Below are 26,074 nucleotides of genomic sequence, written 5' to 3'. Positions count from 1 at the left end.
GCCCATTTCATTTGAGGAGATAGTGATGGCTGATACAAAAGAGAATCCGGGAAAGGGTCAGGACAAGTCAGTGATCAATGATTTGCTGGCCGGCATTGAAATTTCACCGGAAGAAGAGCGTTATGAGGTCACCAAAAGCGGAATTCGGGCTTTTATTGACAGAATTGTAGAGGAGCAGCGGACTGATGAAGCGGTCACCTCGGCGATGGTAGATGATGTGATTGCCGATATCGATGCACAGCTGTCCGTTCAAGTGGATGAAATTCTGCACAATGCCGAGTTCCAAAAGCTGGAATCGGCCTGGCGTTCATTAAAATTCCTGGTTGATCAAACCAATTTCCGTGAAAACAGTCAGATTGATTTCATTAATGTTTCCAAGGAAGAGCTATACGAAGACTTTCTGGATTCTCCTGAAATCGTTAAGTCGGGCTTGTTCAAACAGGCTTACAGTTCTGAATACGGTCAGTTCGGTGGTAAACCCTATGCTTCTATCATCGGGAATTACACCTTTGGCCCCTCCCATAAAGACGTAGCACTCCTGCGCAACATTGCCGCTGTCAGTGCAATGGCGCATGCCCCCTTTATAGCAGCGGCAGGACCTGAGTTTTTTAATGTCAAATCAATGACGGATTTGCCAGCCCTTAATGATATTGCAGCAATCTTCGAGAGCCCGGTTTATGCCGAATGGAATAGCCTGCGCGAGTCAGAAGATGCTCGCTATATTGGTTTGACTTTACCCCGCTTTATGCTGCGTATGCCCTATGATGACCGAAGTTATAACCTGCGGACATTCAATTATAAAGAAGATGTCAGCCAGGGTGATCACAGCTTCCTATGGGGAAATGCTGCCTTTGCTTTTGCTGGCCGATTGTCGGACAGTTTTGCCAAATACCGATGGTGCGTTAACATTATTGGCCCGGAAGGGGGTGGTACAGTAGAGGATTTACCTTGTTACTATTTCGATGCCATGAGAGAAGTGCAAAGCAAGATTCCTACAGAGTTACTTATTTCTGAAAGACGGGAATTTGAGTTGTCTGAACAGGGATTTATCCCTTTGACTATGCGTAAAAACAGTAACAATGCTGCCTTTTTCTCTGCCAATTCGATTCAAAAACCAAAAACTTTTGTCGATGTCAGTGGGAACAAGGAAGCGGAAGCCAATTACAAATTGGGAACCCAATTCCCTTATATGTTCATTATTTGCCGTCTGGCCCATTATCTGAAAGTGATGCAGCGCGAGAAACTGGGTATGCATAAAGAGCGGGTCGATATGGAGCGTGAACTGAATGAGTGGATCGGCAGTTATGTTGTGGACATGGAAAATCCGGTGGCCGAAGTGAGAGCCAAAAAACCATTGCGTTATGCCAGAGTGACGGTAGAGGATGTTGCTGGTGAGCCAGGATGGTATAAATCCACTTTAATTGTCAGACCTCATTTTAAATATATGGGCTCCTATATTACTCTACAATTAGTAGGTAACCTGGAAACCGCCGCTTAAGGAGAAAATGGCTATGCAACAACCAGAACTTAATGTCGTACCCTTATTGCCCGAAGGCGAAGTGGTACGTACCCAATATAAGCTGATGGCAAGAATAACAACTACTGCGGCTGGCGTGGTCAAGGGCAACAGTTCTGTTAAGGGCTATGAGCAATGGGTACAGGCAGTGGATTTCAAAACATCGACATCCAGAAGTTTTGACGCTCAGGATCAGTTAATTGGTGTGCCCGATGCAAAATTTTTCCGCCTTACCACACTTTGGGACGGCGGAGGAATCGTGCCTTTAACCCAAAGTATATTTACCGGGGAGGATGTCAGTACCTGCGATATCCACTGTTTGCGTGCAGGTCCAAATGGCGAAGTACAGGCCGCTGTGCTGATTACTTTGAATCAGGCTAAAGTGCTTGAGGTGGACTATGTTTATTCGCATGTCGCAGGTCCTCTGGTGATTGTTGATTTGCATCCAACCTCTTTCAAGATAGTTGACAATCTCAACCGCCATGAGTTTAGCTGGAACTTAAGCCGCCTGTCTCGGGAAGCTTAGGGTTGATACCGCGGACAAACCGCGGTACGCCGAATTTGAATATGTAGGCTGGGCTGTAAAGCCCAGCAACTATCTTGGGTTTATAACCAAAGGAGAATCCAGTGAGAGGGGAGCGTTTAACCGAGCGATTAAGACGCTGGTCGAGGAAAGATTCCCAGTCCATGGATCAATCCGAACCGGATATATTAATCGAATCAATCAGGAAACACATTGAGCAAATACTCTCAACCCGTCAGGGAAATGTGCTTATTGATGATAATTATGGTTTGTCACAATCGCCCGCTTTAGTGGAAGATTATTCCCTGGCCCGCAAAGAAGAACTGGTTCAGCATTTGTCCCATTTAATTAAAACCTATGAACCGAGAGTCGCCCAGGTCAGGATAAGCAATTTGACAATCAATCCGGACAAGCAATTAATCAGCTGTCATATTGACGGCACTTTAAAACAACCTTTCGAAGAAATATCGGTTTATTTCACCACGATTCTCACAAGTCATGGTAGAGTAATAGTGAGACTATAGTGCCTGAAACCAATAATTTTAAGGCTTTACATGCTGAAGGATAAGCCATGATTCTCGATTATTATCAATCTGAACTAAGCAAAATTAAGAAATTGGCTAAAGAGTTTGCTGCTGCTTATCCAGCAATAGCTCCCATGCTCAGGGAACAGAGTACAGATCCGGATATTGAGCGCCTTCTGGAAGGTGTAGCTTTCTTAACCAGTCAGATTCAAATCCTGCTGGATGATAATTTGCCGGACATGGTGGATGACCTGACGCAGATTTTCTTTTCACAATACTCCAAACCGCTACCCAGTTCTTCGATTATCCAGTTTATCCCTAAACCCAATCTGGGGGAGGCAATTCTGGTTAAGAAAGGCACGGAGCTGGCCTCCATCCCCATTAATGGTACGCAGTGTCTTTTTCGTACTGTGGTTGATGTTGCAGTGGAACCGGTGATCATTGAGCAGATCATTTTTAAAGAATCACTTCACGGGGATAGCTTCTTGCAAGTCGATTGCCAGCTTTGCGGAGTTACCTTGCAGAACTGGACAGGCAAGGAACTGCGTTTTTTTATCAGGCAGCCCTGGGAAGATGCCTGTAATACGTTTTATATGCTGCAACGTTATGTGAAGCGAATCTTATTGCGCGCAGATAATGAAAAAGAATACAGCCTGCCGCTTGATAATCTGATTGCGTGTGCGCTGGAGTCGGACGATCCTTTATACCCGTTGGCGTTTAAAGATGATAATACCCATTGCATTCTGCACCAGTACATCAATCAACCTTATAAATTTCTCTTTTTCAAGCTGACCGGGCTTGAGAAATGGCTCCGTGAGAGCGATGCCCTGCGTTTTCAGATTGCTTTCGAATTGAAAGATGTCCCTGTGTGGTTCACTCCTCCGGAGACTGGCAATCTGGTATTGCACAGCGTACCGATTATTAATTTATTCGAATTCCATGCCGATCCGATTCAGCTCGATCATAAAAAACCGGAATATCGGGTGCTCCCCAGCGACAATGCGGATCAGCACTACCAGATTTATGAGGTGAAAGAGGTTATCGGCTATCGCCAGCGGGAAAAAAGGCAAATTGTTTATGATCATGCGCTCAATTTCAATGATGAACTGGACTTAAACAGTAAATATACGATCCATAATCGGCCAGCCATTAGCGGCAATGGCCGCGATCTTTATCTCGGGTTTTTCTATGATTTTGGCAAGGAATATCCAGTTGATGAAACACTTTCGGTGACCTTGACTTGTACCAATGGCGATTTGACCAGGCTTTTGGATGAGGGCGATATCACCCAATTTACTGATTCATCACCGGAAAACTTAAGTTTTACCAATATCATTCCTCCGTCCTCTAATATTCCGGCGGTACATGATCAGTCCCTGATTTGGAACTTTCAATCTCTGCTGGCTCTCAATTTTGTTCAGATTTTAGATAAACACTATTTAAAACAAATTGTTAATCTTTATCTTTATGAAAAAGGTGAAAATTATCATTTAAATATGAGCAGAATTCAGGGTGTAGAGGATATATTAGTTCAAAAAAGCAGACGCCTTTACCTTGCTGAAATGATTTCCGGAGTGAGCATAACCCTGGTATGTGAACCCGATCATTACAAAAGTATTGGCGACATGTATTTGTTTGGCTGTGTCCTGGACATTTATTTTTCACAGAATTCACCAATAAATACCTTTACCCAATTGAATCTGAAGAATTCACGTACTAAAGAGACCTGGAAATGGAAACCAAGATTGAACAATCCGAACCAGAAATAATTAAAAAGTTATTGTCCCAACCGAGAACGTTTAATTTTTATCAGGCAGTACGTTTAATCAATCATGAGATTGAGCAGGAGAATAAACAGGGGATTTCCTCAAGCCTGGATATTATTCCATGGCTAAGTCTTGCTTTTCCCGAAACTGATATCGAAGATATCAAAAAGGAAAAGAATAAATATATTCTTACGGCTACGTTTCTGAGTTTATTTGGCACCACTTCTCCATTACCAACCTTTTATACCGAACAATTAATACAGGATGAATTTTATGAAATAGGTGAAGTGAAATACCTGCTTAATATTATCCATCGGCGCTTATATGAATTGATGTATCGTGTCTGGTCCAGAAATAGAATTATTGAACAGTTTATTGAGCATCATAACCGCGATATTGAAAATGCAATTTTTGGTCTGGTAGGTCTGGCTCTGAAGGAAGTACGGCATAAAATCCCTCATTACATGCGGCTATTAAAATATTCTGGCCATTGGATCAATACCCACAGAAGTCTCAATGGGCTTCGCGATTTTTTAACTGATTATTTCAACGTACCCATTGAGGTAAAATCTTTTTTTCTGGCTATGCAATCTATCCCCTTTGATCAGCGCTGTCACATTGGCGAGAGCAATCATCAGCTGAGTGAAACGGCCTATCTCGGCAGTAAAGTAAGGGCAAGCAGTAATAATGTGCTGATTCGTATCGGACCATTGAATGCAAGCGTATTCCCCACATTTTTAATGGACAGCGCTAATATCCATTTGATGAAGCTGCTGCTTCAGTTGTACGTGCGCGAACCATTTCATTACATGATGGAGGTCATTCTTGACAGAGGTTCGCTGCAGGGAATGCAATTATCATCCCCAATGTATCCTCTGGGAGTGGCCAGCTGGCTTGCACCTGAAAAAGAAATTGAATCCTTTACAGTAAGATACTGGCTAAAAACAGACTGGTAAATTAAGCGCCAGTGTTTGCTAACAATAACAGCGGCAGGTAACTATGCTAACCGTCAATTTAAAGGTGTTATTAGAGCGGCTCAATGATTATACGGCGTTGACCCTGGAGCAGTCGGTCAATTTATGTATGCAAAAAACTCATCGGGAAGTGACCATCGACCACTGGCTTACTGAGCTATTGTCCAATCCACGCTCAGATATCAGTCTTATCCTTGAGCAACAGGCTTTGGTAACCGACAATATCCGCTTTGATATCCATGCGGGTATCGGCAAATTAAAACCCGGACACCTGGGTAAACCCAGCTTTTCAATTTCTGTTTTTGACTGGATTCAGGATGCCTGGTTAATTGCTACCCTGGAGCAGAACCTGGAAAAAATACGCTCCAGCTCATTACTCTTTGCACTGATTAAAAAGCACAATTACTATTCCACACATATTGCTAATGAAGTGTTTCAACTTCTTCCTTTTGAGGGGTTATTGAGCCATTGGCAGACTGATACTGCCCAGTCAATCGAAAGGGATGCTTCGCAGTTAGCTTCACAAGCTTCGGAGAATCAATCGCGGCTTGGGGAATCTTTACAGCAGTTTTGCATTAATCTGACCGAAAAAGCGCGTGCCGGCCAGATTGATCCCGTATTTGGGCGAGAGCGCGAAATTCAGCAGATGATTGATATCCTGGGTAGAAGACGAAAAAACAACCCGATTCTTGTCGGCGAACCCGGCGTTGGGAAAACAGCCCTGGCGGAGGGGCTTGCCTTGGAAATCCATAAGGGAAATGTGCCTGATTTTCTAAAAAATACCGCCATTCTTGCCCTGGATTTGGGCTTATTAGAGGCAGGGGCAAGCGTTAAGGGGGAATATGAAAGACGTCTTAAAGCAGTTTTAAAAGAGGTAAGCGCCGCAAAATTTCCAGTGATATTATTTATTGATGAAGCACATACCTTAATTGGCTCTGGACAGCAGCAGGGCGGGCTGGATGCGGCCAATATTTTAAAACCAGCACTGGTACGCGGCGAGTTATCCGTCATTGCAGCCACCACCTGGCACGAGTATAAAAAATATTTCGAAAAAGATGCGGCTTTGGCCCGGCGGTTTCAATTAATCAAATTACAGCAACCGGACATAGAAGACACTATCCGGATCTTGCGGGGCCTGCAACCAATCTATGAAAAAGCCCATGGCGTCAGTGTTCGAACCGATGCTTTGGAAGCTGCGGCAGAACTATCCACACGCTATATTTTTGGACGTCAGCAACCTGATAAAGCAATCGATTTAGTGGATACTGCCGCTGCGCGGGTAAAGATTAATCTGACTGCGAACTCAGCTGAGGCAAGTGCTTTGGAAAATCGGATCACCGCACTTGAACAGGAGCTATCCAGCTTAACTCGGGATAAAAGGCAAGGACAAGCTGTAGGGGAGAAAAAACTCAAGGACTTAAAGCAGCGGATTAAAAAGCAGAAATCGGCTCACGACCAGTTATTAAGGGATTGGGAGGAAGAACAGGGTTTAATTAATCGGTTATTGGAATTGCGGCATGACATTGAGCAGTCTGGCAAAAAGCCCAGCAAGGAATTGCAAAAGAAACAACAGCAATTGCTTCAATCCATCAATGATAGAATGAACTCTTTAATTGATTATGAAGTCTCACCGGAAGTGGTCGCCAGGGTCGTTTCAGACTGGACGGGCGTGCCTTTAGGGAAATTACTGAAGAGTGAATATTCAGCACTTCTTCATCTGGAGAAGAATCTTCAGGAGCAGATAAAAGGGCAGAATGAAGCCGTTGAGGCCATTGCCCAACACTTAAAAGCAGCTAAAACAGGCCTGAGTTCAGTCGATAAACCCTCTGGTGTTTTTTTGCTGGTGGGGCCAAGCGGAGTGGGTAAAACTGAAACAGCACTGGCGATTGCCGAGCGAGTATTTGGCGGCCGTCAATATTTGACAACGATTAATATGTCGGAATTTCAGGAGAAACATTCCTTAAGCCGGTTAATTGGTTCACCTCCGGGTTATGTGGGGTTTGGCGAGGGCGGAATGCTGACTGAGGCAGTGCGCCAGCGTCCTTATTCTGTCGTCCTTCTCGATGAAGTGGAGAAGGCAGCGTTGGATGTAATGAATTTATTTTACCAGGTTTTTGATAAGGGCAGCCTGACTGACGGTGAAGGTGAAGAAGTCAATTTTAAAAATACGGTCATTTTTCTCACCAGCAATCTGGCCAGCGATCTGATACTTCGTTGCGCGGATTTGCCTCAGGATCAATTGATAAAATTGATTTGGCCTATTTTATCGGCCCATTTCCAGCCCGCGCTGCTTGCCAGAATGACAGTGGTGGTTTATCGGGGATTATCTGCAGAAACGCTAAAAGAAATCACCCGTCAGAAACTGGATGCATTTAAAATGCAGTTGGCGAGTACCCATGGCATTAAGCTGCATTTTAAAGATGAAATTATTGATTTCATGGCAGAGCATTATAATGAGCCTGAGTTAGGGGCAAGAGAAATTGAATTGACGCTCCATTCCCAGATAATGCCTCATCTGGCCAAATATATACTCGAAGCAATGACCGAGAACAGAGAAGTGAACGTGCTAAGTCTGGCGATTAAGAATCATAGTATTGTAGTCATGGAATAGGGGGGCATGAATCTGGTCGTTATGGCGGACAATCGAGAACAGCGCTATACGCAGAGGCATTTACTTGCTATTTTAGATATTCTATTGTTATCATTGATTTGTGTAGCATTACCTGCAAAATAATAATACATAAATAGGGAATGTCGGTGTTAAAAAATTTATTCTTTCTCTCTGTGCTATTGATAACTGCCTGTACCATGGGAGGCAATACCAAACAACCTCAATTGGCAGATACTTACCAGGATAATGCTATTTTGATGCGTATTGAGGCTAGCAAGGATCTCAATTTATACAATGATCAAAAACACACCCTAAAGCTTGTTATTATTCAGGTTGAAAAGGTAGAAGATGTCCAAAAACAACTGATGTCTGCTGATTCGATTGCCAAACTTCTTGACAGTGCAGATGACTCTGTTAATTCCGACAGCAAGCCAGATTCGAACAAAAAAGTATATATGCAGACCCTGTTTATTACACCCGGTACCAAGAAGGTATTCACCTTCCCCCGGCTGGCCGGTGCAAGACGGATTATTGTAGTGGCTGGTTATTATGATTTGGTACCCAATCAGGTCGTGCGCGTATTCGAAATTCCAGTGTTTGAGAACTGGAAGCCTGTTACATTCTGGGAAATGAATCGTAAAATGGGACGTATTGCCATTTGTTTGGTACTGGGTGCGAAAGGCATTAACTTTACCGATAGCACCTCAAAAGAAACAACTAATGAATCATTGAAATAGGATAATGCTCAAATGGTTTGGAAAACAGCAGTTGATTGGGAGCATGGACTTTTTTTACAACCGCAACATTTTCAATGTTCCGAGTTACATCAGCAGTTTTTATTAAATCAGGTAATGCGTTATGTGACGCCCTTTTTCTGGGGGTTTTCTGAATTAAGCCTGAATAGTCAGGCATTAAAAAATGGCCGTTTTGAAGTGGAAAAGATGGCTTTGTTCCTGCCAACAGGGGAATATGTTGAAGTGGATGCCAATGCGGTATTCCTGCCCCGCTCATTTTTAAAAGATTGGCCGGCTAATTCCAATTCCATGAAGGTCTATATTGGGGTAAAGGACTTATCCTTATCGAAAAAAAATGTAACCTCAGTCAATCAGCTGGAAGATTTAACGGGAGTGACCACCCGCTATGTCAGCAATGCCTCTGGGGTGGAAACTGCTGATCTCTATCATCAGGAATCGCAGGCGCAGCTCAAAACACTGCAATTTGTTGTCAAATTGTTCTGGGAATTGGAACTGGAAAACACTCATAATTACACATTAATCCAGGTTGCTGACTTAAGGCGCGTTGATAATGAGATCAAAAACAACCCGGTATACATTCCGCCCTGCGTCAGTATGGCCGCGGCTGAAAATCTGTTTAGCGGTATGCGGGGACTGCTTGAAAATTTAATGGGGGTCTGCAGTCAGCTGGAAAAATTTAAGCTGCCTATTGACTGGTATTCCAGCCATATAGACAAGGCGAATTTCGGCCGCCTTTTTTCTTTACGTTCTTTGCTGCGTTATGTACCTGTATTGAAGCAATATGTGAAAACAGGTGACGTACATCCCTGGCAGCTGTTTACTTTGCTTGAAACGATTGTCTGTGAGTTAAGTTATTTCAGCACAGAAGTCAATTTGTTTAGCAGCAGCGAGCAGAACAGCACAATACTGCCAGATTATAATCATCAGAATTTAACTGCTTGCTTTTCATCAGTGCGCACATTGCTGCAAAAGTTAATCATCACCATCGTCGCTGATCCTGGCCGTATTCACCGCATGATAAAAGAGAATAACTATTATTATGCAGACCTTGGGCCCTACTTCATCCGGCCGGAACGGCGGTACTATCTGGTTATCTATGCTGAAAATAATCAGGAAGAAGTGGCTGAGGTAGTCAAAGATTCGAGTAAACTCTGTGCTTACTCTGACATTGTGACCTACATAGAATACGCATTGCCTGGCGTACCCATTACTAAATTAAGTGCAGCACCCGAAGGCATACCGCGCGGGCCAAGCTGTTTGTATTATAAAATTGACAATAAATCCTCAATGTGGCTAAAAATAGAGCGAGAGCTCAAAGTAGCCCTTTACATGGGTAAAGCACCTATTGATGTGGTTATCGATATAGTTGCGGTGGGAGCCTAAATTGAATTTGCAATCATTATTTTACGATTTATTCCATTATGTGAGCGAGTTAAAGGACAGCGAGTTTTCTACGGTAAGCTTTAACGAGTTCAGGGAAGAAGTCCTGTTTCGAATTAAAGAAATTCGCAACCGCAGTGGTTCGCTGGATAAAGATCAGGTGAACACGGCCTTATTTGCTGTTGTGGCCTGGATTGATGAGCTGGTGCAAAACTCCAGCTGGGAAGGAAAAAAAGAGTGGCAGCATCGATTTTTGCAAACTGAGTTTTTCAATACAACTGATGCGGGGAAAGAGTTTTTTATTTATTTATCCAAGATTCCACCCAAACAGGTCGATTTGTTCCGCATCTTTTATCGTTGTTTAACCCTGGGCTTTAGAGGCGAATATCACAGGCCTTTGGATAAACCCGATTTAATTAAATACAAATCATATGCGCTTGAACATATCACCCCCGATGCTGAAATGGTTGATAACGTGGAGCGCTTTATAGCTTTTCCTGAAGGATATGAATGCAAGGCAGATGGGAAAATGTATACCGGCAGATCTCCCTGGAAACGATGGTTCCTGTGGCTCATCCCCATCCCCGTCCTGTTACTGATTTATTTCTTCTTTTACTTTGTCATCAATAACACTGTTGATAATTATTTACAAATGATCAAATGATCAAATAACCGAGAGATTAAATGAGGTTAATCGGGCAAACAATTTTCTGGATGATTACGCTAGTAATCTTCGGGCTGCTTTCTACGCTATTAGTGGTAGGGCATGATTTCCCCATCTGGATGGGTCCACTGATCTTTATCGGCATTTCGCTTATATTTTATCTATTAACTTCTATGAGTTATGGAATAGAGAAGTGGTGGCGAAACCGCAAAACTGAAAAGCAGAAACTGGTTGGCGAAAAAGTAGAGACTGGCGGATTAAGCCTTACCCTCTATAATGCCGTTAACTATATCCATCAGAATAATGTTGCTGGTGGCGTCAAACGGTTCTGGCACATGCCCTGGGTCCTTTTCTTCGGTACGCCCCAGGCCTCTCAGATGAATGTCTTCAAACTCCACACCCATTTTAACGTCGGCGACACCGAAGATCTGGAGTTACAAAGAAATAAAGCAGTTATTCTCGAAGATTATGTGATGTGGTATGTAGACGATACCTTGTTACAGACCAATACGCCGAGGAAAATTGAGCGTCAATGGCAGGCATTTCTTGAAACCATAAAAAAAGGTAAAAAGAAACAACCGGCTATTCAGCAGATAGTGGTGGAGATACCAGCGTCCCTGTTAACCGGGGGTAATAAGGGTGAAATATCCTTTTATGCCCGATCATTAAGGGACAGAATTAATCAGGTGAGTAACATCACAGGTTATCGTCAGCAAGTCCTCTTTATAATTACAGAATGTCAACAGCTGGAAGGCTTTGATTCCTACATACAGGTTATTCCTGAAAGCATGCTGAATCAGGCAATGGGATATGTCGTTGATGATCCGATGCGAAACTCCTCATCCAGCAAACCGATACAATATTTAAGTGAGCGCGCTCAGGATGTTATTGATATCATCCTGTTTAACCGGGAGAAACAATTTGATTCCAAAGTGTATCAGTTCCCTTTGTCAATTGCGGGTTTAACGGAACAATATACCGTCTTTAGCGAGCTATTTTTCTCGGCAACCTCCTACAGCGAATCCCCGGTTTTGCTGGGTGTGTATATGACCGGGACTTTTGTGAATAAGGGAATTGAAGACCAGGCTTTCGCCTATGATCTGATTGATAAAATTCAGCAACGGCTAATGTGCCCAATGATGCCGCTGAAAAATGAACTGGCCAGGCAGCAACGAAGGGAATATATCAGGCTGGGTTTATGGTATTTGGCCTGTCTGGGTTTGGCGGGTTATTTATATTATGTTTATACCCAGACTTCCAAGCGTCTGCTCGATTTGGTTCAGCTCTTGCCGGCAGAAGAGGTTTATGGAACCAGTCTTGAGGCTAATCTGGTCGAATTTAACGAATTCCATATTCTGATGAATGCCGTGGATCGGTTTAAAAACCAATGGCAGATCAAAATACTCCCATACCGCGGAGGATTAACCCGTCTATATGATTTCTTTGCCGATTTGTATGCTACACAATTTAAAGCCCATGCCCTGGATATACTGGATAGTAAAATATTAAACCTGCTGCGCCAGGGCGAGGCGGTCAGTGATCGTGAGAAAGCTTATCTTGTACAGAATATGGTGACTCGTGTAAATGCTGTACAGGCCAAATTGGGGGGTGCTGACCGGCCAGCACTAATGAGTATGCCCAATCCCGAAATTCGCTATTTAGGCTACAACAATATTTCCGAAGATATTCAGAACGCTTTTGGTGTTTTATATAAAGATTATGTTTATTGGAATAACAATCAAGAAGCTTTGCGCCTTGAATCAATCAAGTTATTGCGTTGGCTTGAAGATTCCCATTATTTAAACTCCAATCTGCATTGGCTGGTTGAATGGGGAAATACTCGACCTGGCGCCTATAGTATTGGCCTGAATGATTTCTGGCCAGGCAGTATTAGTATTCATGAGTATGATGTCCAGCCTGCCTTCACCATCCAAGGCTATTTGGCCATTAACCAATTGTTGGAGCAAATCGAATTTGCACTGCCTGTTTACATTGACATTTCCCGTCAGGAAAGTAATTTCAAGGTATGGTATGAAGAAACGCGTGTTAACAAATGGCAGCAGTTTTCACTGGATTTCTCAAACGGCGAAAGAACCCTTGCCTATCAGTTTGAATGGGATCAGACCTTCGATAGTATGATGACTCCAAATGGAGTCTATTTCAGTTTAATGGATCGAATTAATAATGAGTTTGCGCATAAATTATCCATTAAAAACCCGAGATGGATTGAATTGATCCACCAGTTTGCCGGATTATTGAATTATCAGTACGAAAGCACTGAGGGCGTTCAGCTTAAAGAGTTATCCAACACCTTATCTAAATGGGGCGAGGTTCTTAATGCACGGCCTTCGCAGCTAAATCAGCCTTCACAATCAATTCAAACCTCCAATCAGCCGGTTCCCAAAGATGCCTCGCCTGCAGAAGTCAAAGCGGCCAGTAATCAGTTGAACTTTGATAACCAGGTTGATGCGGCTAAAGCCTTCTTGACATATCGGGGGCTGCTAAGACGATTGTATGCGAAACCCTTCGTTCAATCAGTGAAAGCCTTTGCCAGCGCCAAGAGCCTATATGAAAGCCAGTCCAGCCTGAGCCGGGACACGTCGAATGTTATCCAGGCTTATCAGGCTTTATTGGGTATCCGTCGCACTATGGATCATTATGACCAGCTGGATGATACCAATCCGTTTTGGGTGCTGATGCGCGGTCCGCTGGATTTCTATATTGATTATACCAATCGTTATGCTTCCTGCTATATTCAGCAAAAATGGCTGGATGAAGTCTATTTGCGCACAGCAACCATTGAAGGAGAGGACTTAAACGATTTATTATTCGGGAAGGCCAGCGTGGTCTACGCCTTCCATGAAAAATACACCAAACCCTTTGTGAAGCAGGTGGGGAATAACTTTGTGCCTGTTTATGTTCTCAAACATAAATTCCCTCTGTCCATAGAATACTTACAATTCCTGAAGTCTGGTTTAAATATGGATACCGGCGATAATAGCCTGGTAAAAATCAAGAAAGAATTGGATGCGAAATTGCCTACTGACATCACTATCAAGGCAAAACCGGTCAATCTGCAAATAGGTTCAACGGCTTTGCCCTATAAAACAGTGTTAAATGTCAAGTGCAATGAGGAAATGGTTTCTCTGGAAAACTTCAATTATCCATCGCAGAAAACCATCCGTAAATGGACCCTGGAGTCTTGCGGGCCAGTTGAAATTGATATTTATTTCCCGGCAGCTACCTTAACGATTCAATATTCCGGCAACGATGGGTTTTTACGCTTCTTACAGGATTACAGTAAAGGGATTGTCACCTATCCTGTAAGCCTGTTCCCTGATCAAGCCAAATATCTGCATGCCAATCGAATTAATGCTATCCATGTATACTATAGCTTGAGTGGTGCGGATGACGTAACCTGGCAGATTGGTCAATACCTTGCCGCCTTGAAACAAATTAAGGTGGACAAAGTAAAGTTGGAGCAAGTCGTTAAAGTGCCCCGTATTATTACCGATTGCTGGGAACAAGAGTCCTGACATGCTTGAACTTGATCAAATCGCCAAATTGGTAGCCAGGCCCATCACTGAGAGTGATCCAGTTGGGGCAAATTGCCAGGATGATGATAGATACATCCGCCTGCGTAATGAAATGCAGAAACTATCAAGGGCAGGCCAATCCAGTGGGATTGACTGGAATCTTGTTTGCAATAATTCGCTTTATCTGCTGATTGAAAAGTCTAAAGATTTCCAGGTTGCCTGCTATCTGGCTTATGCGCTTTTTCATCAATACCAGTACCCTGGATTAAAAGTTGGCAGCCAGGTTTTAGCTTACCTGGTTGAACATTATTGGGAAAGCTCGCATCCACAAGACCGGCAGCATGCAAAAGTAAATTTTCTTAATTGGTATGCTTCCCAGTGTTACAATTACATCCAATATATAAAGCCAGTAGATAATAGTAAGGATATACAACAATCAATTCATGACTTAAGCGGCATTAAGAATTTTTTGGCTGGACATGAATTGGAGCATGAATCCTTCGCTGGGCTAATTGCTGCATTAAATGAATATCTCCGGCAATTGGATTTCAAAATACCAGAACCTCCCAAAGAGGAAAAGCAGGGTAAAACTGCAGAAACTGCAAAGCAGCCAGTACCGCAGGATGACGATCTGCCTTTGGAACAAGGATTTCTGATACTGACCCGGGCTGCTCGTGAATTAATAAGGGCTGATTTGACGCTCCCATATCCCTTTTATTTGAATCGGCTTGCCGCCTGGGGAAGTATAAGCGCAGCTCCTGTAGTGGAAGAGGGAGTAACTGCTATTGCCGCTCCTGATTTCTTTAGCGTTAAAAGAATCAACACTATTCAGGAAGGCAAAGATTATCTCGAAACCCTGCGTGTTGTTGAAGAAGTCATTCCCGATGAACCATTTTGGCTCGATTTGCAAATACTGAGTATCGATATGCTAAAAAAACTGGGAGAACAATACGATAAGGCATTTGCTGTGGTCAAACGAGAACTCCTCCAATTTCTGCAACGCTTCCCCGGCATTGAAAAACTAAAATTCAGTAATGGCAGCGCGTTCTTAAGCGAGTGGGCACAGGATCAGCTGAATGAATTAAGAACAACGAGTTCGATGAGTTTTACTGATCGAATGAGCCATTTATCCTCTGCCGAACAGCATCAAATTGATGAGATTCGAAACCTGGGCAAAACCTTCAGCCGCAGAAACATCGAACAGGAAATTGTACAGCTTGAGCAAATTAACAAGCAGGCAGTCTCTGAGAGGGTGCGTCTAACTGCTTATATGGCCATTTGTGAAGAGCTGCTAAAGGCTGGCAACCGGGCGATTATCAAACCTTATCTATTGTTTATTCTGGAAATCATAGAGAAACATCAACTGGGAACCTGGGATTCAGTATTGACCCTGGATGCATTAAGTCTGGTATATCGTGGAATGAAGTCAATCAGGAATAAAATCAGCGATGACTTGTTCGAACAGGTTCTGAACATGGTTGCTCGAATTGATTCAAAAATGGTCTTGGAATTAAGTAAACTTTAAGAGTGCAATGAAAATACTTCGTGATGCTTCTCATACACTTATCCCCGTTTTTTATCGTCATAATAACAAAGACATGCTATCTGTTACGCTTATGGCCATGTTTTCATTCAATCAACGCAAGATTTTTTCAAGCTTTCAGGAATTCTGGACTATCGCCAAAAAGAATTTCCAGGACGATGAAATGCTGGATTTTTACCTTCCAAAGTTAAGATCTGAATATTTTGTAAAAGGCAGCTGTTACGCCTATGATCCCGAAACAAGGCAATCAGAAGTAGAAATCATTCTCGCTGATATGGAAAAAAAGCTACTGGTGTTCGGCGAACGGCACTGGATAATTAAAGGCCTGGTCCGACAAGCCTCAAAACCTGCCGTATTTGAAAGCATGCCCTTGTCTTATGAAAATGCCTTCGGCGGCAAGGAGAATCCCTATAATCCACAGGGAAAAGGGGATGCTGATTCGCAAAAGTCCGGGCACGATGAGTTGCCCAATATTGAAATTCCCAACCACTTAGTTACAGAATCCTCAGCCAGACCGTTGCCAGCTTTGCTTTTGCCTTATCCTTTAGATGCGAAGGCGTTTAAATCCAAATTGGGGACTTTTGATCGTGACTGGTACGAAAAGGAACGTCCTTTTTATCCCAAAGATATCGATTGGTCTTATTTCAACCGTGCACTTCCCGATCAGCAACGCGATGGCTTTTTCAGTGGGGATGAAAATTTCAGCATTAAAAATATGCATCCGGGAAAAAAAATAATTAACGGCTCTCTGCCCGGTATGCGTATGCGATGCTTTTATAAACACCAGGATGAGCAGGCAAAACTGGAAGAAATAGCGCTTCAGCTGGATACAGTATGGTTGATGCCCGAATATGAGAAGGGAATTTTGATTTGGCATGGCCAGATTGCCTTAAGCCCTGCAGGAAAAAAACCAGCTTTTATACACAGTGCGCACGAATTTTTGGATACACCTAAAAAGCCTCTTGAGTATTATGCAACTCGCTTAAAAAATCCACCCATCGAAATACTCCCTCCAGCGCCTCTTCACGGCGTGAAAAGTTCCGCAAAACTAGGGGTAGGCACTGATCTGGCTGAACAATTGAAAAAAATACGCGTTCAGAAGGAGGAAGATCCGGATACAGCGAAACTTCGTATACAATTAGCGAGTCTACTGAATGGCTTGTCTCCCAATGCGCAAATCGCTGTAGCCAAATCCTTTTCCAGCCAAATGATAGAAGAGTTGAAGTTAAATAAGGCTGAACCCTCTTCGCAGGCGACCAAACAATTATTTAGCAATATTGCCAAATACAAAGAGGAGATTGTTAAAGGGGACAAGCCAGACTCGGAAAAACAGAAATTACTGAAAGAGGCCGACTTAATAGAAAAACGAATTCGCATGCTCGATGCAACCGGTAAAATGGCACAATACCGCCTGAAGGCAGCCAGCCCTTCAACTTACACCCGAGAGGATATTATTAAAGCGTATCAGGATAAAACTGATCTGAAATACGAGAATCTCTCAGGTCTCGATCTGTCTGGCCTGGATCTCTCTGGAATTGACCTGAGCGGTTGTAATTTAAGTCATTGCCTACTGGTTGAGACTAAATTCAACCATGCAAATCTCGAACAGGCAACCCTGATGAATGCCAGGCTTGAAAAAACGACTCTGGTAACGGCCAATTTGAGTGCTGCGCTTTTTAGAAACTGCCAATTCAGCCAAGTGGAAGGCAAGTCCGCAAATTTATCTAAAGCTGAGTTATTGGAATGCCAATTTGAAGCCTGTGACTTCTCAAACGCTGCTCTGGTTCATGCAAAGATCAGCCATTCCAGATTTAATCAGGTTCAATTGGTATCAGCAAAAGCTGAAGCCTGGGCTGTCACGGATTGTACATTTAAGGCTTGTGATTTGAGTAAAGCCGCAATGAAATATTCGCATATTGATCGCTGCTTTTTTGAACAGGTAGAACTTTCCGAGGCTGATTTCACTAATTCAGATTGCCGGCACAGCCAGTTTGAAGGCCTGGGCATCAATCAGTTAACCGCTAAGCTCTGCGTGATGAAAAACTGCAAACTGACTAATTGTCTGTTCGATTACTGTCAGATGGACTCTTTTGAGCTTATCCAGTCCCATTTTGAAAAAAGCCGGTTTTTACATTGCCAAATGGAGAAAATAAGCATAGCCGGCACCACCATAGTCAATAGCCGGATTGCCCATTCCAATCTCAAAAATTGCCGGACGAATGCGGATACCCAAATTAGCAAAACGAAATTCCTCAATACTGAGTTGAATAATTCAGCCTTGCTTGGCGGGCAGTTTGACAATATTTCCTGCCTGGCCTGTAACATGGAAAACATGCAAATTATGAATAGCCAGTGGCTGAATGCTGAATTTGTCCAGTGTAACGGCAAGCGGCTAAGGATCCTGGATAGTGAAATGAAAAGGATAGATTTTAAAAAAACCAATTTGTTTCAGGGCTATTTTCAAAATAGCCGTTTCATTGAATCCGAATTTGACCATTGCAATTTGTATGCTGCAACATTCAACACATGTACATTGATGGACACACCAAAACGGCATTGTCTTGAACAACAGAGTTATTATGATGAGGCGGAAACCTGATAATGGATCTTGCGGCAATAAAAAAGGCGTTATCGGAACGCAAAACGATTGAAGCGCAATTGTTTGATGGTCTTTTGTTCACTGGTTTGGATAGTTTACGGCCTATATTTCTAAACTGCCAATTTAAAAACTGTGTTTTTCGAAATTTAAAATTTCTTGCCGCCGTTTTCGAACATTGCAGCTTCGACAATGTTTCTTTCGAGAAGCTTGAAATGACAGTCAATACATTTACTCACTGCTCATTCAACAAGGTGGGTATTATTCATTCCAATTGGAAAAATACTACATTCAATCAAAGCAAAATCAATGGATTAACGATTAGTGACAGCATTATTGCGCAGAGTGATTTCAAAGGTCTCCAATTAGTTAATTGTCATTTTGCTAATAGTGATTTTAGACAGAGTAACTTTTCAAAATGCCATTTACTGGCGATGCAAATGCAAAATATCCAATGGTCGCGCTCAACTGCGACAGAAGCATTGTTTGACCGTGGAAGTTTTCTAAAAGTGGATATGACCGCTTGCAACCTGACTGGCGCAGAACTTCAGGGCGCAGAATTCAAGCAATGTATTTTTTTTCACTGCTCACTAATGAAAGCCACTATTGATAAAGCCGCTATTTTAGAACCGATTGATATTCGCCATCTAAATTGCTTTCAGGCAACAATCAGGCAGCTGTCATTGGAAAAAATGGACCTGACAGCCTCAGTATTCCAGGAAACAAAACTAACAGCGATAGATTTCAGTGATTCCCAGTTAAATACTGTTAATTTCATGGGTGCTGTCATAGATGATTGCATTTTTAATGATTGCGATCTTAAAAAATCCACCTTCGATTCTGCGATTATCAAGGATACGGATTTCGAAAATACCTGCCTTGATTCTACAAATTTCGATCATAGCGAATTGAAAAACTGTCGTTTTTCCGGTGCTGATATGAATGGTGCTTCTTTACATGCTGTAAAAGAGTATCAGGTTAATTGGAACATCAAGTCGGGGGAATATATGAAAAAAACAAATCCGGATTTATTAAAAGCAGAACAGTGGGATGCAGAGACGGCTTAGGCTTCGGCATTTAGGGAAAATAACATGTTAAAAGAAAGTGAAATTCTGGGAGTGGCCGGTACAGGGGGCATTTACCCTGCGGCTGTAAAATTCATCGAGGGTGGGCATTTCCATTTAAAGTTTTCCTTCCTCAATTCTATTGTCAAAGCAAAACAGGCGTTTTCCTGTTTATTTGAGCCATTGGTTGATGATGAAGTAATGGCCTATCTGGGGGACGAGGAAGTTTATATTCTTGCCATTTTAAATAGAAAGAATAATTGCAGATCAAGCATCAGCCTGCAACAACCGATTGAAATCAAGGCACCGTTAATCGCCCTGAATGCCACCGAGTTGACACTAAATGCCGATCAATCCCGTTTTCATTTGCAGCACAGCAAATTTGAAGGAAATGAATGCAGTTTCCATTTTCATCGCTTGAAGTTTTTCGCTAAAACAATTGAGGAAATCTGTGATACATTCAATTTACAGGCGATTCGTCTTTTCCAATGGGTAGAGGATTTGGAGCATCAGGTACTGGGGCGTTTGCGAAGCATTATAAAAAAGAATTACCGGGTAGATTGCGGTGAGCTAAGCTTGATTGCTGAAGACGATGCAAAAATAAAAGCAAAACAAATTCATCTTGGGTGAAAATAATGACCATGGCATGTATGTGGGGGGGCTCGGTAACAACCCTGGGAAACACCGATGTTTGCGTGGTTCCTCCTGAAGAGCCAACACCGTTTCCCAATATTGCTACCTGGGTTAACAGCGTGCTTTTTGTCCCCAATATATTAATCGATATGGCACCTAGCTGTAACATCCTTACCTATATCTGGACTTCCAATGGTGATGAGCCGGGGAAGTTGGGGGGAGTGAAGTCGAAAACAACTCAGGGTATATTCCAGCCGCTGACAGGCTTGCCCAATGTATTACTCGATGGCTTACCTGCCTGCAATGTGGGAGATACTACTGGTACTGCAAATACAGGTAATACAGAATCAGTTTACTCAGTGCCCTCTCAAGTAAATGTTGTGGGTGTAATGGCCTAAAAAATTAATCACAGGGCTCAATGAGTTTCTTTTTCGCCGAACGATAGCGCTCCGCTTTCTCAATATCGATATAGCGATCAGTCGTAGCGCTTGAACTATGGCCGGCATCATCGCGCACATGTTCTCTCGGACGAATTTTGACGTCCTCTGAAATCCCGGTGTGCCTCAGCCAGTGCACTGTAGCAGTGCTCAGTGCATCGGCTTCTTCAATAAAATTTTCGCGGCGCAGCTGCTCAGCCGCCAAATCAAAACAGGTCTGCACCAGGCGGCGAAGAGGGGCTGTGTCAGTCATTGGGCCATTTCCACGAATTTTAGGAATCAGAGGGCTGTTGTCAGCTGCCGTAGGCAGATTGGACAGGCCCAGAAATCGACGCCAGCGGCTTAGGCTATCAAGCATGGCATCGCTGACAGCGATTTGGCGCTCCTTATTGCCCTTGCCAATCGTAGTAAACCACCAGAAGCCATTACTGTCTCTTGAAAAATCATTCATGCTGGGAATCCAGCGCTCGCTGGCAGCCAGCTCTGAAATACGTAGATACATGCCAAACAGCATACTCAGAATGAAACGGGTACGTTCGTGCTTTTCCGGATCTTCAGCGGCTAATGTTTCTGCTGCGTCCAATACTGCCTGCCATTGCAGCAGGCTAAGCCTTCTTACAGGCGCATTCTGCTGTCTTTTGCGAATAAATTTACTTTTCTGCCGGATTAGCGCAACTGGATTTGAAACCATATATTCTTCAGCGATCAGAAAATTGAACAAGGTGCTTAGAATTGCAAATATTTCCTGAATTGCTCCCTGGGAGAGGGAGAATTGCTCAATTGAAACCGCTTGTCCCTGTTTGCGGGCTGCTTTACTGATAGTCGCTACAAAAGGCCGCCAGGCTTCATTGGGCTGGCGCTTGCCTTCTTTTTCAATAAAACGAGGCACCTTTTTTACACTAATCCAGTTCAGCGGCGGATGCTGGCAAAATCGGATAAATGCTTCAATATCCTCTCGCTTTAATTCCTTTAAACTGCAGTGTCTGACTAACCAGCACCATTGCAGAAGGCGTTCTGCTTCCCGGCGGTAACTGTTAAACGTCCCAAGACTGCCACAGTAGCTTCTTAGAAAATTCAGGGTATGCATAAAGTCGGCATAGCAATCGGGAGAGGGCAGAATGACATGATCTTGATTTTTTCCCAGCTGATCCAGGCTATCGAAGAGCGGCAGCAATTTTTTCTTCATCTTAAGGACTCTATAGCATTTCTTAAATATGTTAACCCGAGCGCAAGCCTGGTAGCAACGGTGTTGTATCATCGGTACAGCCCTTTGTTTCACAACAAATAAAAATTTATTCTCTAAAATGTTGACCTTACTAAAATCAAGAGGTATTATCTGCGCTCTGTCCTAGGACGGGTTTGCGGGGTGTAGCGCAGTCTGGTAGCGCGTCTGCTTTGGGAGCAGAATGTCGGGGGTTCGAATCCCTCCACCCCGACCAAATTTTTTTTGCGCCCGTAGCTCATCTGGATAGAGCATCGGCCTTCTAAGCCGAGGGTAGCAGGTTCGAATCCTGCCGGGCGTGCCAGCCTAAGTGCAGTATTCCGAGATGGTGAGCGTAGCTCAGTTGGTAGAGCCCCGGGTTGTGATCCCGGTTGTCGTGGGTTCGAGTCCCATCGTTCACCCCATTTATAAACATCAATGAGTCTGAATTGGTTAGCAGGTCATGCTGGAAAACAACTATACTATATAGTCGACCACGTTTTCTGGTTGTATCAAAATTCAAGGCTAAAGATTCGCATCCGAGTCTTTACAACCAAGTCATACTGTTCGATAATTCCACCCTGTTTTGCGAAAGTGGCGGAACTGGTAGACGCGCTGGATTTAGGTTCCAGTGGGGTAACCCGTGAGAGTTCGAGTCTCTCCTTTCGCACCATTACATGATAAAAAATATCCAAGAGGTGACTAGATGCAAATTTCTGTTGAAGCCCTGAATGGTCTGGAGCGTAAGATTACCGTTAGCGTGCCTACCGAAAAAGTTGAAGATGAGGTTAAATCGCGTTTACGTGATCTTGCACGTAAAGCCAAAGTTGCCGGTTTTCGACCAGGAAAAGTGCCAATGGATGTCGTGAAAAACCGTTTCTCCAAAGGTGTACGTGAAGAAGTTGCCCGTGAAATGGTCCAGTCAACGCTTTACGAAGCACTGAAAAACAACGAATTGATTCCAGCGGGATCCCCTTTTGTTGAACCTGAAGAGCTCGAAGAAGGCAAGGACTTCAAATATACCGCAGTTTTTGAAGTATTTCCTGAAATTAAAATTACCGAACTGAGTGGTCAGGAAATAGAAGTTGTCAAATCAGTAATCAGTGATGCGGATGTTGATGAAATGATTAACAAACTGCAGGAACAAAATAAGGTCTGGAAAGAAGTGTCCCGTGCCGTGGCGCAAGGCGATAAAGTTGACCTCGACTTCAAGGGCTTTATCGACGATAAGCCATTTGAAGGCGGCAGTGCGGAACATTATGAAATTGTTATTGGTTCCGGCTCAATGATTCCTGGTTTTGAAGACGGACTTGTTGGCGGTGAAGCAGGTAAATCCTTTGATATCAAAGTGACATTTCCTTCCGACTATGGTCACCAGGAACTGGCTGGAAAAGAAGCTGTATTCCAAATTACTATCCATAAAGTATACGAAGGCGAGCTCCCTGCATTAGATGACAGCTTTGCTGAAAAATTCGGCATCAAAGAGGGCGGAGTGGCTGCTCTGAAAAAAGATATCAGGGAAAATATGACTCGAGAACTTGAGCGTCGCGTCAGTTCAATGAATCGTGAACGAATTTTTAATGAATTGATGTCCGTTAACAGCTTTGACTTGCCAGCAGCGCTTATTGACCAGGAAATTGAACATCTGAAACATGATATGTATCATCGCCTTTTTGGGCATGCCCATCATGAAAATGAAAAGATTCCTGATTTCCCAAGAGAGTTATTTGAAGAGCAAGCCAAACGTCGCGTTCACCTTGGTCTGTTATTTTCAGAATATGTCAAAGTACATGAATTAAAAGCCGATAATGAACGCGTTGATGCAATGATCGACAAATTCGCCAGTGCTTATGAGAATCCAGATGAGTTACGTAACTGGTACCGTAATAGCAAAGAACGCACTGCGGAAGTTGAAGCGTTGGTGATGGAAGAAATGGTTTCTGAAAAAATTGCTGAAAGTGCTAAACTCATTGAAAAGCAAATGTCGTATGATGAAGTAATGAATCCAAAAAGGGACAACACTGAGAAAGGAGAGTAAACAAATGGCAGGTCATCCAGATAATCTGATAAGAAATGCCAGCGGCCTCGTACCAATGGTTATTGAGCAAACATCAAGAGGGGAGCGTTCCTATGATATTTACTCAAGACTGTTGAAAGACCGTATTATTTTTCTATTGGGTGAAGTTGAAGACCATATGGCTAATCTGGTTGTAGCTCAACTCCTCTTTCTTGAATCTGAAAATCCGGATAAAGATATTTATCTGTATATCAATTCACCCGGAGGCGTCGTTACAGCAGGTCTGGCAATTTACGATACCATACAGTTTATCAAACCGGATGTAAGTACACTCTGCATTGGCCAGGCGGCCAGTGCAGCAGCCTTGTTGCTTTGCGCCGGAGCTGAGGGCAAGCGCTTTTGTCTGCCTAATTCCAGAGTGATGATTCATCAACCACTGGGCGGATATCGCGGCCAGGCTACAGATATCGAAATCCATGCCCGTGAAACACTGGCAGTGCGTGAACGCTTAAACAGCATCATGGCAAAGCACACTAATAAAACGCCAGATCAAATTATGCGTGATACCGAAAGAGATAACTTTATGAGTGCGTCTCAAGCCAAAGAATACGGATTAATTGACAAAGTGCTCTACGACCGTAATGCATTTGCAACACCTGAACAGGCTGGCTAATCCAAGGCCTTAAGCTGGGCTGAAAAGCCCAGCAGTTCGGTTTAAGTTATAATATTATGCAATGTAGCCCAGTCTACACTTGCACTAGGTCATTATCTACTTGGCTTATTTTTATTGATTGTCTAAAATTTTACTAGATTGCTATTTGTTAGGTCTGATATCCCATCGCAGAGCAGATGGAAGCAATCAGGTTTGGCAACAAAAAATTATTTTTGCTGCCGAATCCCTAAATTTAAAATTGAATTCCTGATAAGAGGAATCGGCACGAGAGGGTTTGTTAATGAGTAAAACCGGTAAAGGTGATGGCGAAAAAATTCTGTATTGCTCATTTTGTGGCAAAAGCCAGCACGAGGTCAAAAAATTAATTGCAGGTCCTTCAGTTTTTGTGTGCGATGAATGTGTCGAGTTGTGCAATGATATCATTCGAGAAGAAACACAAGAGACGATAGAAGATACCGAGACACATTTACCAACACCCAAGGAAATCTCAAAGTTCCTGGATGAATATGTTATTGGACAGCCCCATGCCAAGAAAGTATTGTCTGTTGCTGTTTATAATCACTACAAACGTCTGCAACATAAGCCCCAGGATGGTGTAGAACTGGGTAAAAGTAATATTTTGCTGATTGGTCCTACTGGAAGCGGAAAAACCTTGCTTGCCCAAACGCTGGCACGCTTACTAAATGTTCCGTTTACCATTGCTGACGCCACTACACTGACTGAAGCCGGCTATGTAGGGGAGGACGTAGAGAATATTATCCAGAAACTGTTGCAGAAATGCGATTACGATGTAGATAAAGCGCAACAAGGTATTGTCTATATCGATGAAATCGACAAGATTTCCCGCAAGTCGGATAACCCCTCGATTACACGCGATGTATCTGGAGAGGGTGTACAGCAGGCTTTGCTGAAATTAATTGAAGGTACCATTGCTTCTGTACCTCCACAAGGCGGCCGTAAACATCCGCAGCAGGAATTTTTACAAGTAGATACCTCAAATATTCTCTTTATTTGCGGGGGGGCCTTCGCTGGTCTTGAGAAAGTGATCCGTGAACGAAGCGACAAATCAGGTATTGGATTTGCTGCCCAGTTGAAGAACTCCAAAGACAGCAAAGCCAACGAAAAGATTCTTGATGAGCTGGAGTCTGAAGATCTGGTTAAATATGGTTTGATTCCAGAATTCGTCGGTCGTTTACCCGTTGTAACGACACTTCATGAACTTGACGAAGATGCTTTGGTCGACATCCTGACCCGTCCAAAAAATTCATTAACCAAGCAATTCCAGGCTTTATTTAAAATGGAGTCTGTTGAGCTTGAATTCCGGGATGATGCATTGCGGCAAATTGCCAAAAAAGCATTGGAGCGAAAAATTGGTGCTCGCGGTTTACGAACGATCCTTGAAAATCTTCTTTTAGACACCATGTATGAATTGCCGTCACTTGAAGGGATCCAGAAGGTTGTTGTTGACGAGAGTGTAGTCAGTAATACCAATAAACCCATCATGATTTTTGAAGAAAGAGATGGTAAACACTCAGCTGCTGGTGGGGGGGAATAAATTCAGGAATTTGCTTTAGTGTCTGCTTTTCAGCAAAAACTTGAAAAACCTCAGGTTGTAGGCGGAGGCTATTGCAAATTCAGGTAGACACTACCTGCATTCAAAT

General features: G+C 43.2%; 19 protein-coding genes and 4 tRNA genes. 22 read left to right on the top strand and 1 reads right to left on the bottom strand.

The window, feature by feature from the left end; genetic code table 11:
• Positions 1-25 precede the first annotated feature (25 nt).
• From tssC to DYH42_RS11380, 15 genes are all read left to right on the top strand, one after another.
• On the top strand, positions 26-1,498 hold the full coding sequence (gene tssC, locus DYH42_RS11450) for a type VI secretion system contractile sheath large subunit (protein ID WP_058523560.1): 1,473 nt from the start codon (positions 26-28) through the stop codon (positions 1,496-1,498).
• A gap of 13 nt (positions 1,499-1,511) precedes the next feature.
• Positions 1,512-2,042 (top strand): type VI secretion system tube protein Hcp, encoded by a 531-nt coding sequence (locus DYH42_RS11445; protein ID WP_058523561.1) that lies wholly within the window; start codon positions 1,512-1,514, stop codon positions 2,040-2,042.
• Between the two features lie 101 nt (positions 2,043-2,143).
• A complete protein-coding gene (tssE, locus tag DYH42_RS11440) occupies positions 2,144-2,563 on the top strand; it encodes a type VI secretion system baseplate subunit TssE (protein WP_058523562.1) in 420 nt (139 codons plus the stop codon).
• 47 nt (positions 2,564-2,610) lie between these two features.
• Positions 2,611-4,332 carry a type VI secretion system baseplate subunit TssF gene (tssF, locus tag DYH42_RS11435; protein ID WP_058523563.1) on the top strand — a complete coding sequence of 574 codons (1,722 nt, stop codon included), beginning with the start codon at positions 2,611-2,613 and terminating at the stop codon, positions 4,330-4,332.
• A complete protein-coding gene (gene tssG / locus DYH42_RS11430) occupies positions 4,296-5,285 on the top strand; it encodes a type VI secretion system baseplate subunit TssG (RefSeq protein WP_058523564.1) in 990 nt (329 codons plus the stop codon). The genes tssF and tssG overlap by 37 nt, the downstream gene beginning before the upstream one ends.
• A 43-nt stretch (positions 5,286-5,328) precedes the next feature.
• A complete protein-coding gene (tssH, locus tag DYH42_RS11425; RefSeq protein WP_058523565.1) occupies positions 5,329-7,914 on the top strand; it encodes a type VI secretion system ATPase TssH in 2,586 nt (861 codons plus the stop codon).
• A 146-nt stretch (positions 7,915-8,060) separates the two neighbouring features.
• Positions 8,061-8,651, top strand: a complete 591-nt coding sequence (locus DYH42_RS11420) for a type VI secretion lipoprotein TssJ (RefSeq protein ID WP_058523566.1) — start codon at positions 8,061-8,063, stop codon at positions 8,649-8,651.
• Positions 8,652-8,663: 12 nt separating this feature from the next.
• Positions 8,664-10,052, top strand: a complete 1,389-nt coding sequence (tssK, locus tag DYH42_RS11415) for a type VI secretion system baseplate subunit TssK (protein WP_058523567.1) — start codon at positions 8,664-8,666, stop codon at positions 10,050-10,052.
• 1 nt (position 10,053) lies between these two features.
• Positions 10,054-10,713: a DotU family type IV/VI secretion system protein gene (locus tag DYH42_RS11410; RefSeq protein ID WP_058523568.1), complete on the top strand. Its 660-nt coding sequence runs from the start codon at positions 10,054-10,056 to the stop codon at positions 10,711-10,713.
• Positions 10,714-10,886: 173 nt separating this feature from the next.
• Positions 10,887-14,249 carry a type VI secretion protein IcmF/TssM N-terminal domain-containing protein gene (locus tag DYH42_RS11405; RefSeq protein ID WP_162263092.1) on the top strand — a complete coding sequence of 1,121 codons (3,363 nt, stop codon included), beginning with the start codon at positions 10,887-10,889 and terminating at the stop codon, positions 14,247-14,249.
• 1 nt (position 14,250) lies between these two features.
• Positions 14,251-15,774 (top strand): type VI secretion system protein TssA, encoded by a 1,524-nt coding sequence (gene tssA, locus DYH42_RS11400; protein ID WP_058523570.1) that lies wholly within the window; start codon positions 14,251-14,253, stop codon positions 15,772-15,774.
• A gap of 7 nt (positions 15,775-15,781) precedes the next feature.
• Complete coding sequence (locus tag DYH42_RS11395) at positions 15,782-18,391, top strand: DUF2169 domain-containing protein (protein ID WP_058523571.1); 2,610 nt, start codon at positions 15,782-15,784, stop codon at positions 18,389-18,391.
• A 2-nt stretch (positions 18,392-18,393) separates the two neighbouring features.
• Complete coding sequence (locus DYH42_RS11390) at positions 18,394-19,455, top strand: pentapeptide repeat-containing protein (RefSeq protein ID WP_058523572.1); 1,062 nt, start codon at positions 18,394-18,396, stop codon at positions 19,453-19,455.
• Between the two features lie 24 nt (positions 19,456-19,479).
• Entirely contained in the window at positions 19,480-20,082 is a 603-nt protein-coding gene (locus DYH42_RS11385) for a DUF3540 domain-containing protein (RefSeq protein WP_058523573.1), read from the top strand.
• A gap of 5 nt (positions 20,083-20,087) precedes the next feature.
• Complete coding sequence (locus DYH42_RS11380) at positions 20,088-20,483, top strand: PAAR-like domain-containing protein (RefSeq protein ID WP_083503117.1); 396 nt, start codon at positions 20,088-20,090, stop codon at positions 20,481-20,483.
• A gap of 4 nt (positions 20,484-20,487) precedes the next feature.
• On the opposite strand, the gene DYH42_RS11375 is transcribed toward DYH42_RS11380, so the two are convergent.
• The gene (locus DYH42_RS11375) at positions 20,488-21,708 is read right to left on the bottom strand and encodes a tyrosine-type recombinase/integrase (RefSeq protein WP_058523575.1); all 1,221 of its coding nucleotides are present in this window, start codon (positions 21,706-21,708) and stop codon (positions 20,488-20,490) included.
• 176 nt (positions 21,709-21,884) lie between these two features.
• On the opposite strand from DYH42_RS11375, the gene DYH42_RS11370 reads away from it, so the two are divergent.
• From DYH42_RS11370 to clpX, 7 genes are all read left to right on the top strand, one after another.
• Positions 21,885-21,961 (top strand) — tRNA-Pro (locus DYH42_RS11370).
• Positions 21,962-21,971: 10 nt separating this feature from the next.
• Positions 21,972-22,048 (top strand) — tRNA-Arg (locus DYH42_RS11365).
• Positions 22,049-22,072: 24 nt separating this feature from the next.
• Positions 22,073-22,148, top strand: a tRNA-His gene (locus DYH42_RS11360).
• A gap of 163 nt (positions 22,149-22,311) precedes the next feature.
• Positions 22,312-22,396: transfer RNA gene (locus DYH42_RS11355), tRNA-Leu, on the top strand.
• Between the two features lie 33 nt (positions 22,397-22,429).
• Positions 22,430-23,761: a trigger factor gene (gene tig, locus DYH42_RS11350; RefSeq protein ID WP_058523576.1), complete on the top strand. Its 1,332-nt coding sequence runs from the start codon at positions 22,430-22,432 to the stop codon at positions 23,759-23,761.
• A gap of 4 nt (positions 23,762-23,765) precedes the next feature.
• Positions 23,766-24,413 carry an ATP-dependent Clp endopeptidase proteolytic subunit ClpP gene (gene clpP / locus DYH42_RS11345; RefSeq protein ID WP_058523577.1) on the top strand — a complete coding sequence of 216 codons (648 nt, stop codon included), beginning with the start codon at positions 23,766-23,768 and terminating at the stop codon, positions 24,411-24,413.
• A 280-nt stretch (positions 24,414-24,693) separates the two neighbouring features.
• Positions 24,694-25,968 carry an ATP-dependent Clp protease ATP-binding subunit ClpX gene (gene clpX / locus DYH42_RS11340; protein WP_058523578.1) on the top strand — a complete coding sequence of 425 codons (1,275 nt, stop codon included), beginning with the start codon at positions 24,694-24,696 and terminating at the stop codon, positions 25,966-25,968.
• Positions 25,969-26,074 lie beyond the last annotated feature (106 nt).

The sequence above is a fragment of the Legionella birminghamensis genome, assembly GCF_900452515.1.
GTDB lineage: Bacteria > Pseudomonadota > Gammaproteobacteria > Legionellales > Legionellaceae > Legionella_C > Legionella_C birminghamensis.
This window is presented reverse-complemented; position numbering and strand designations above follow the sequence as displayed.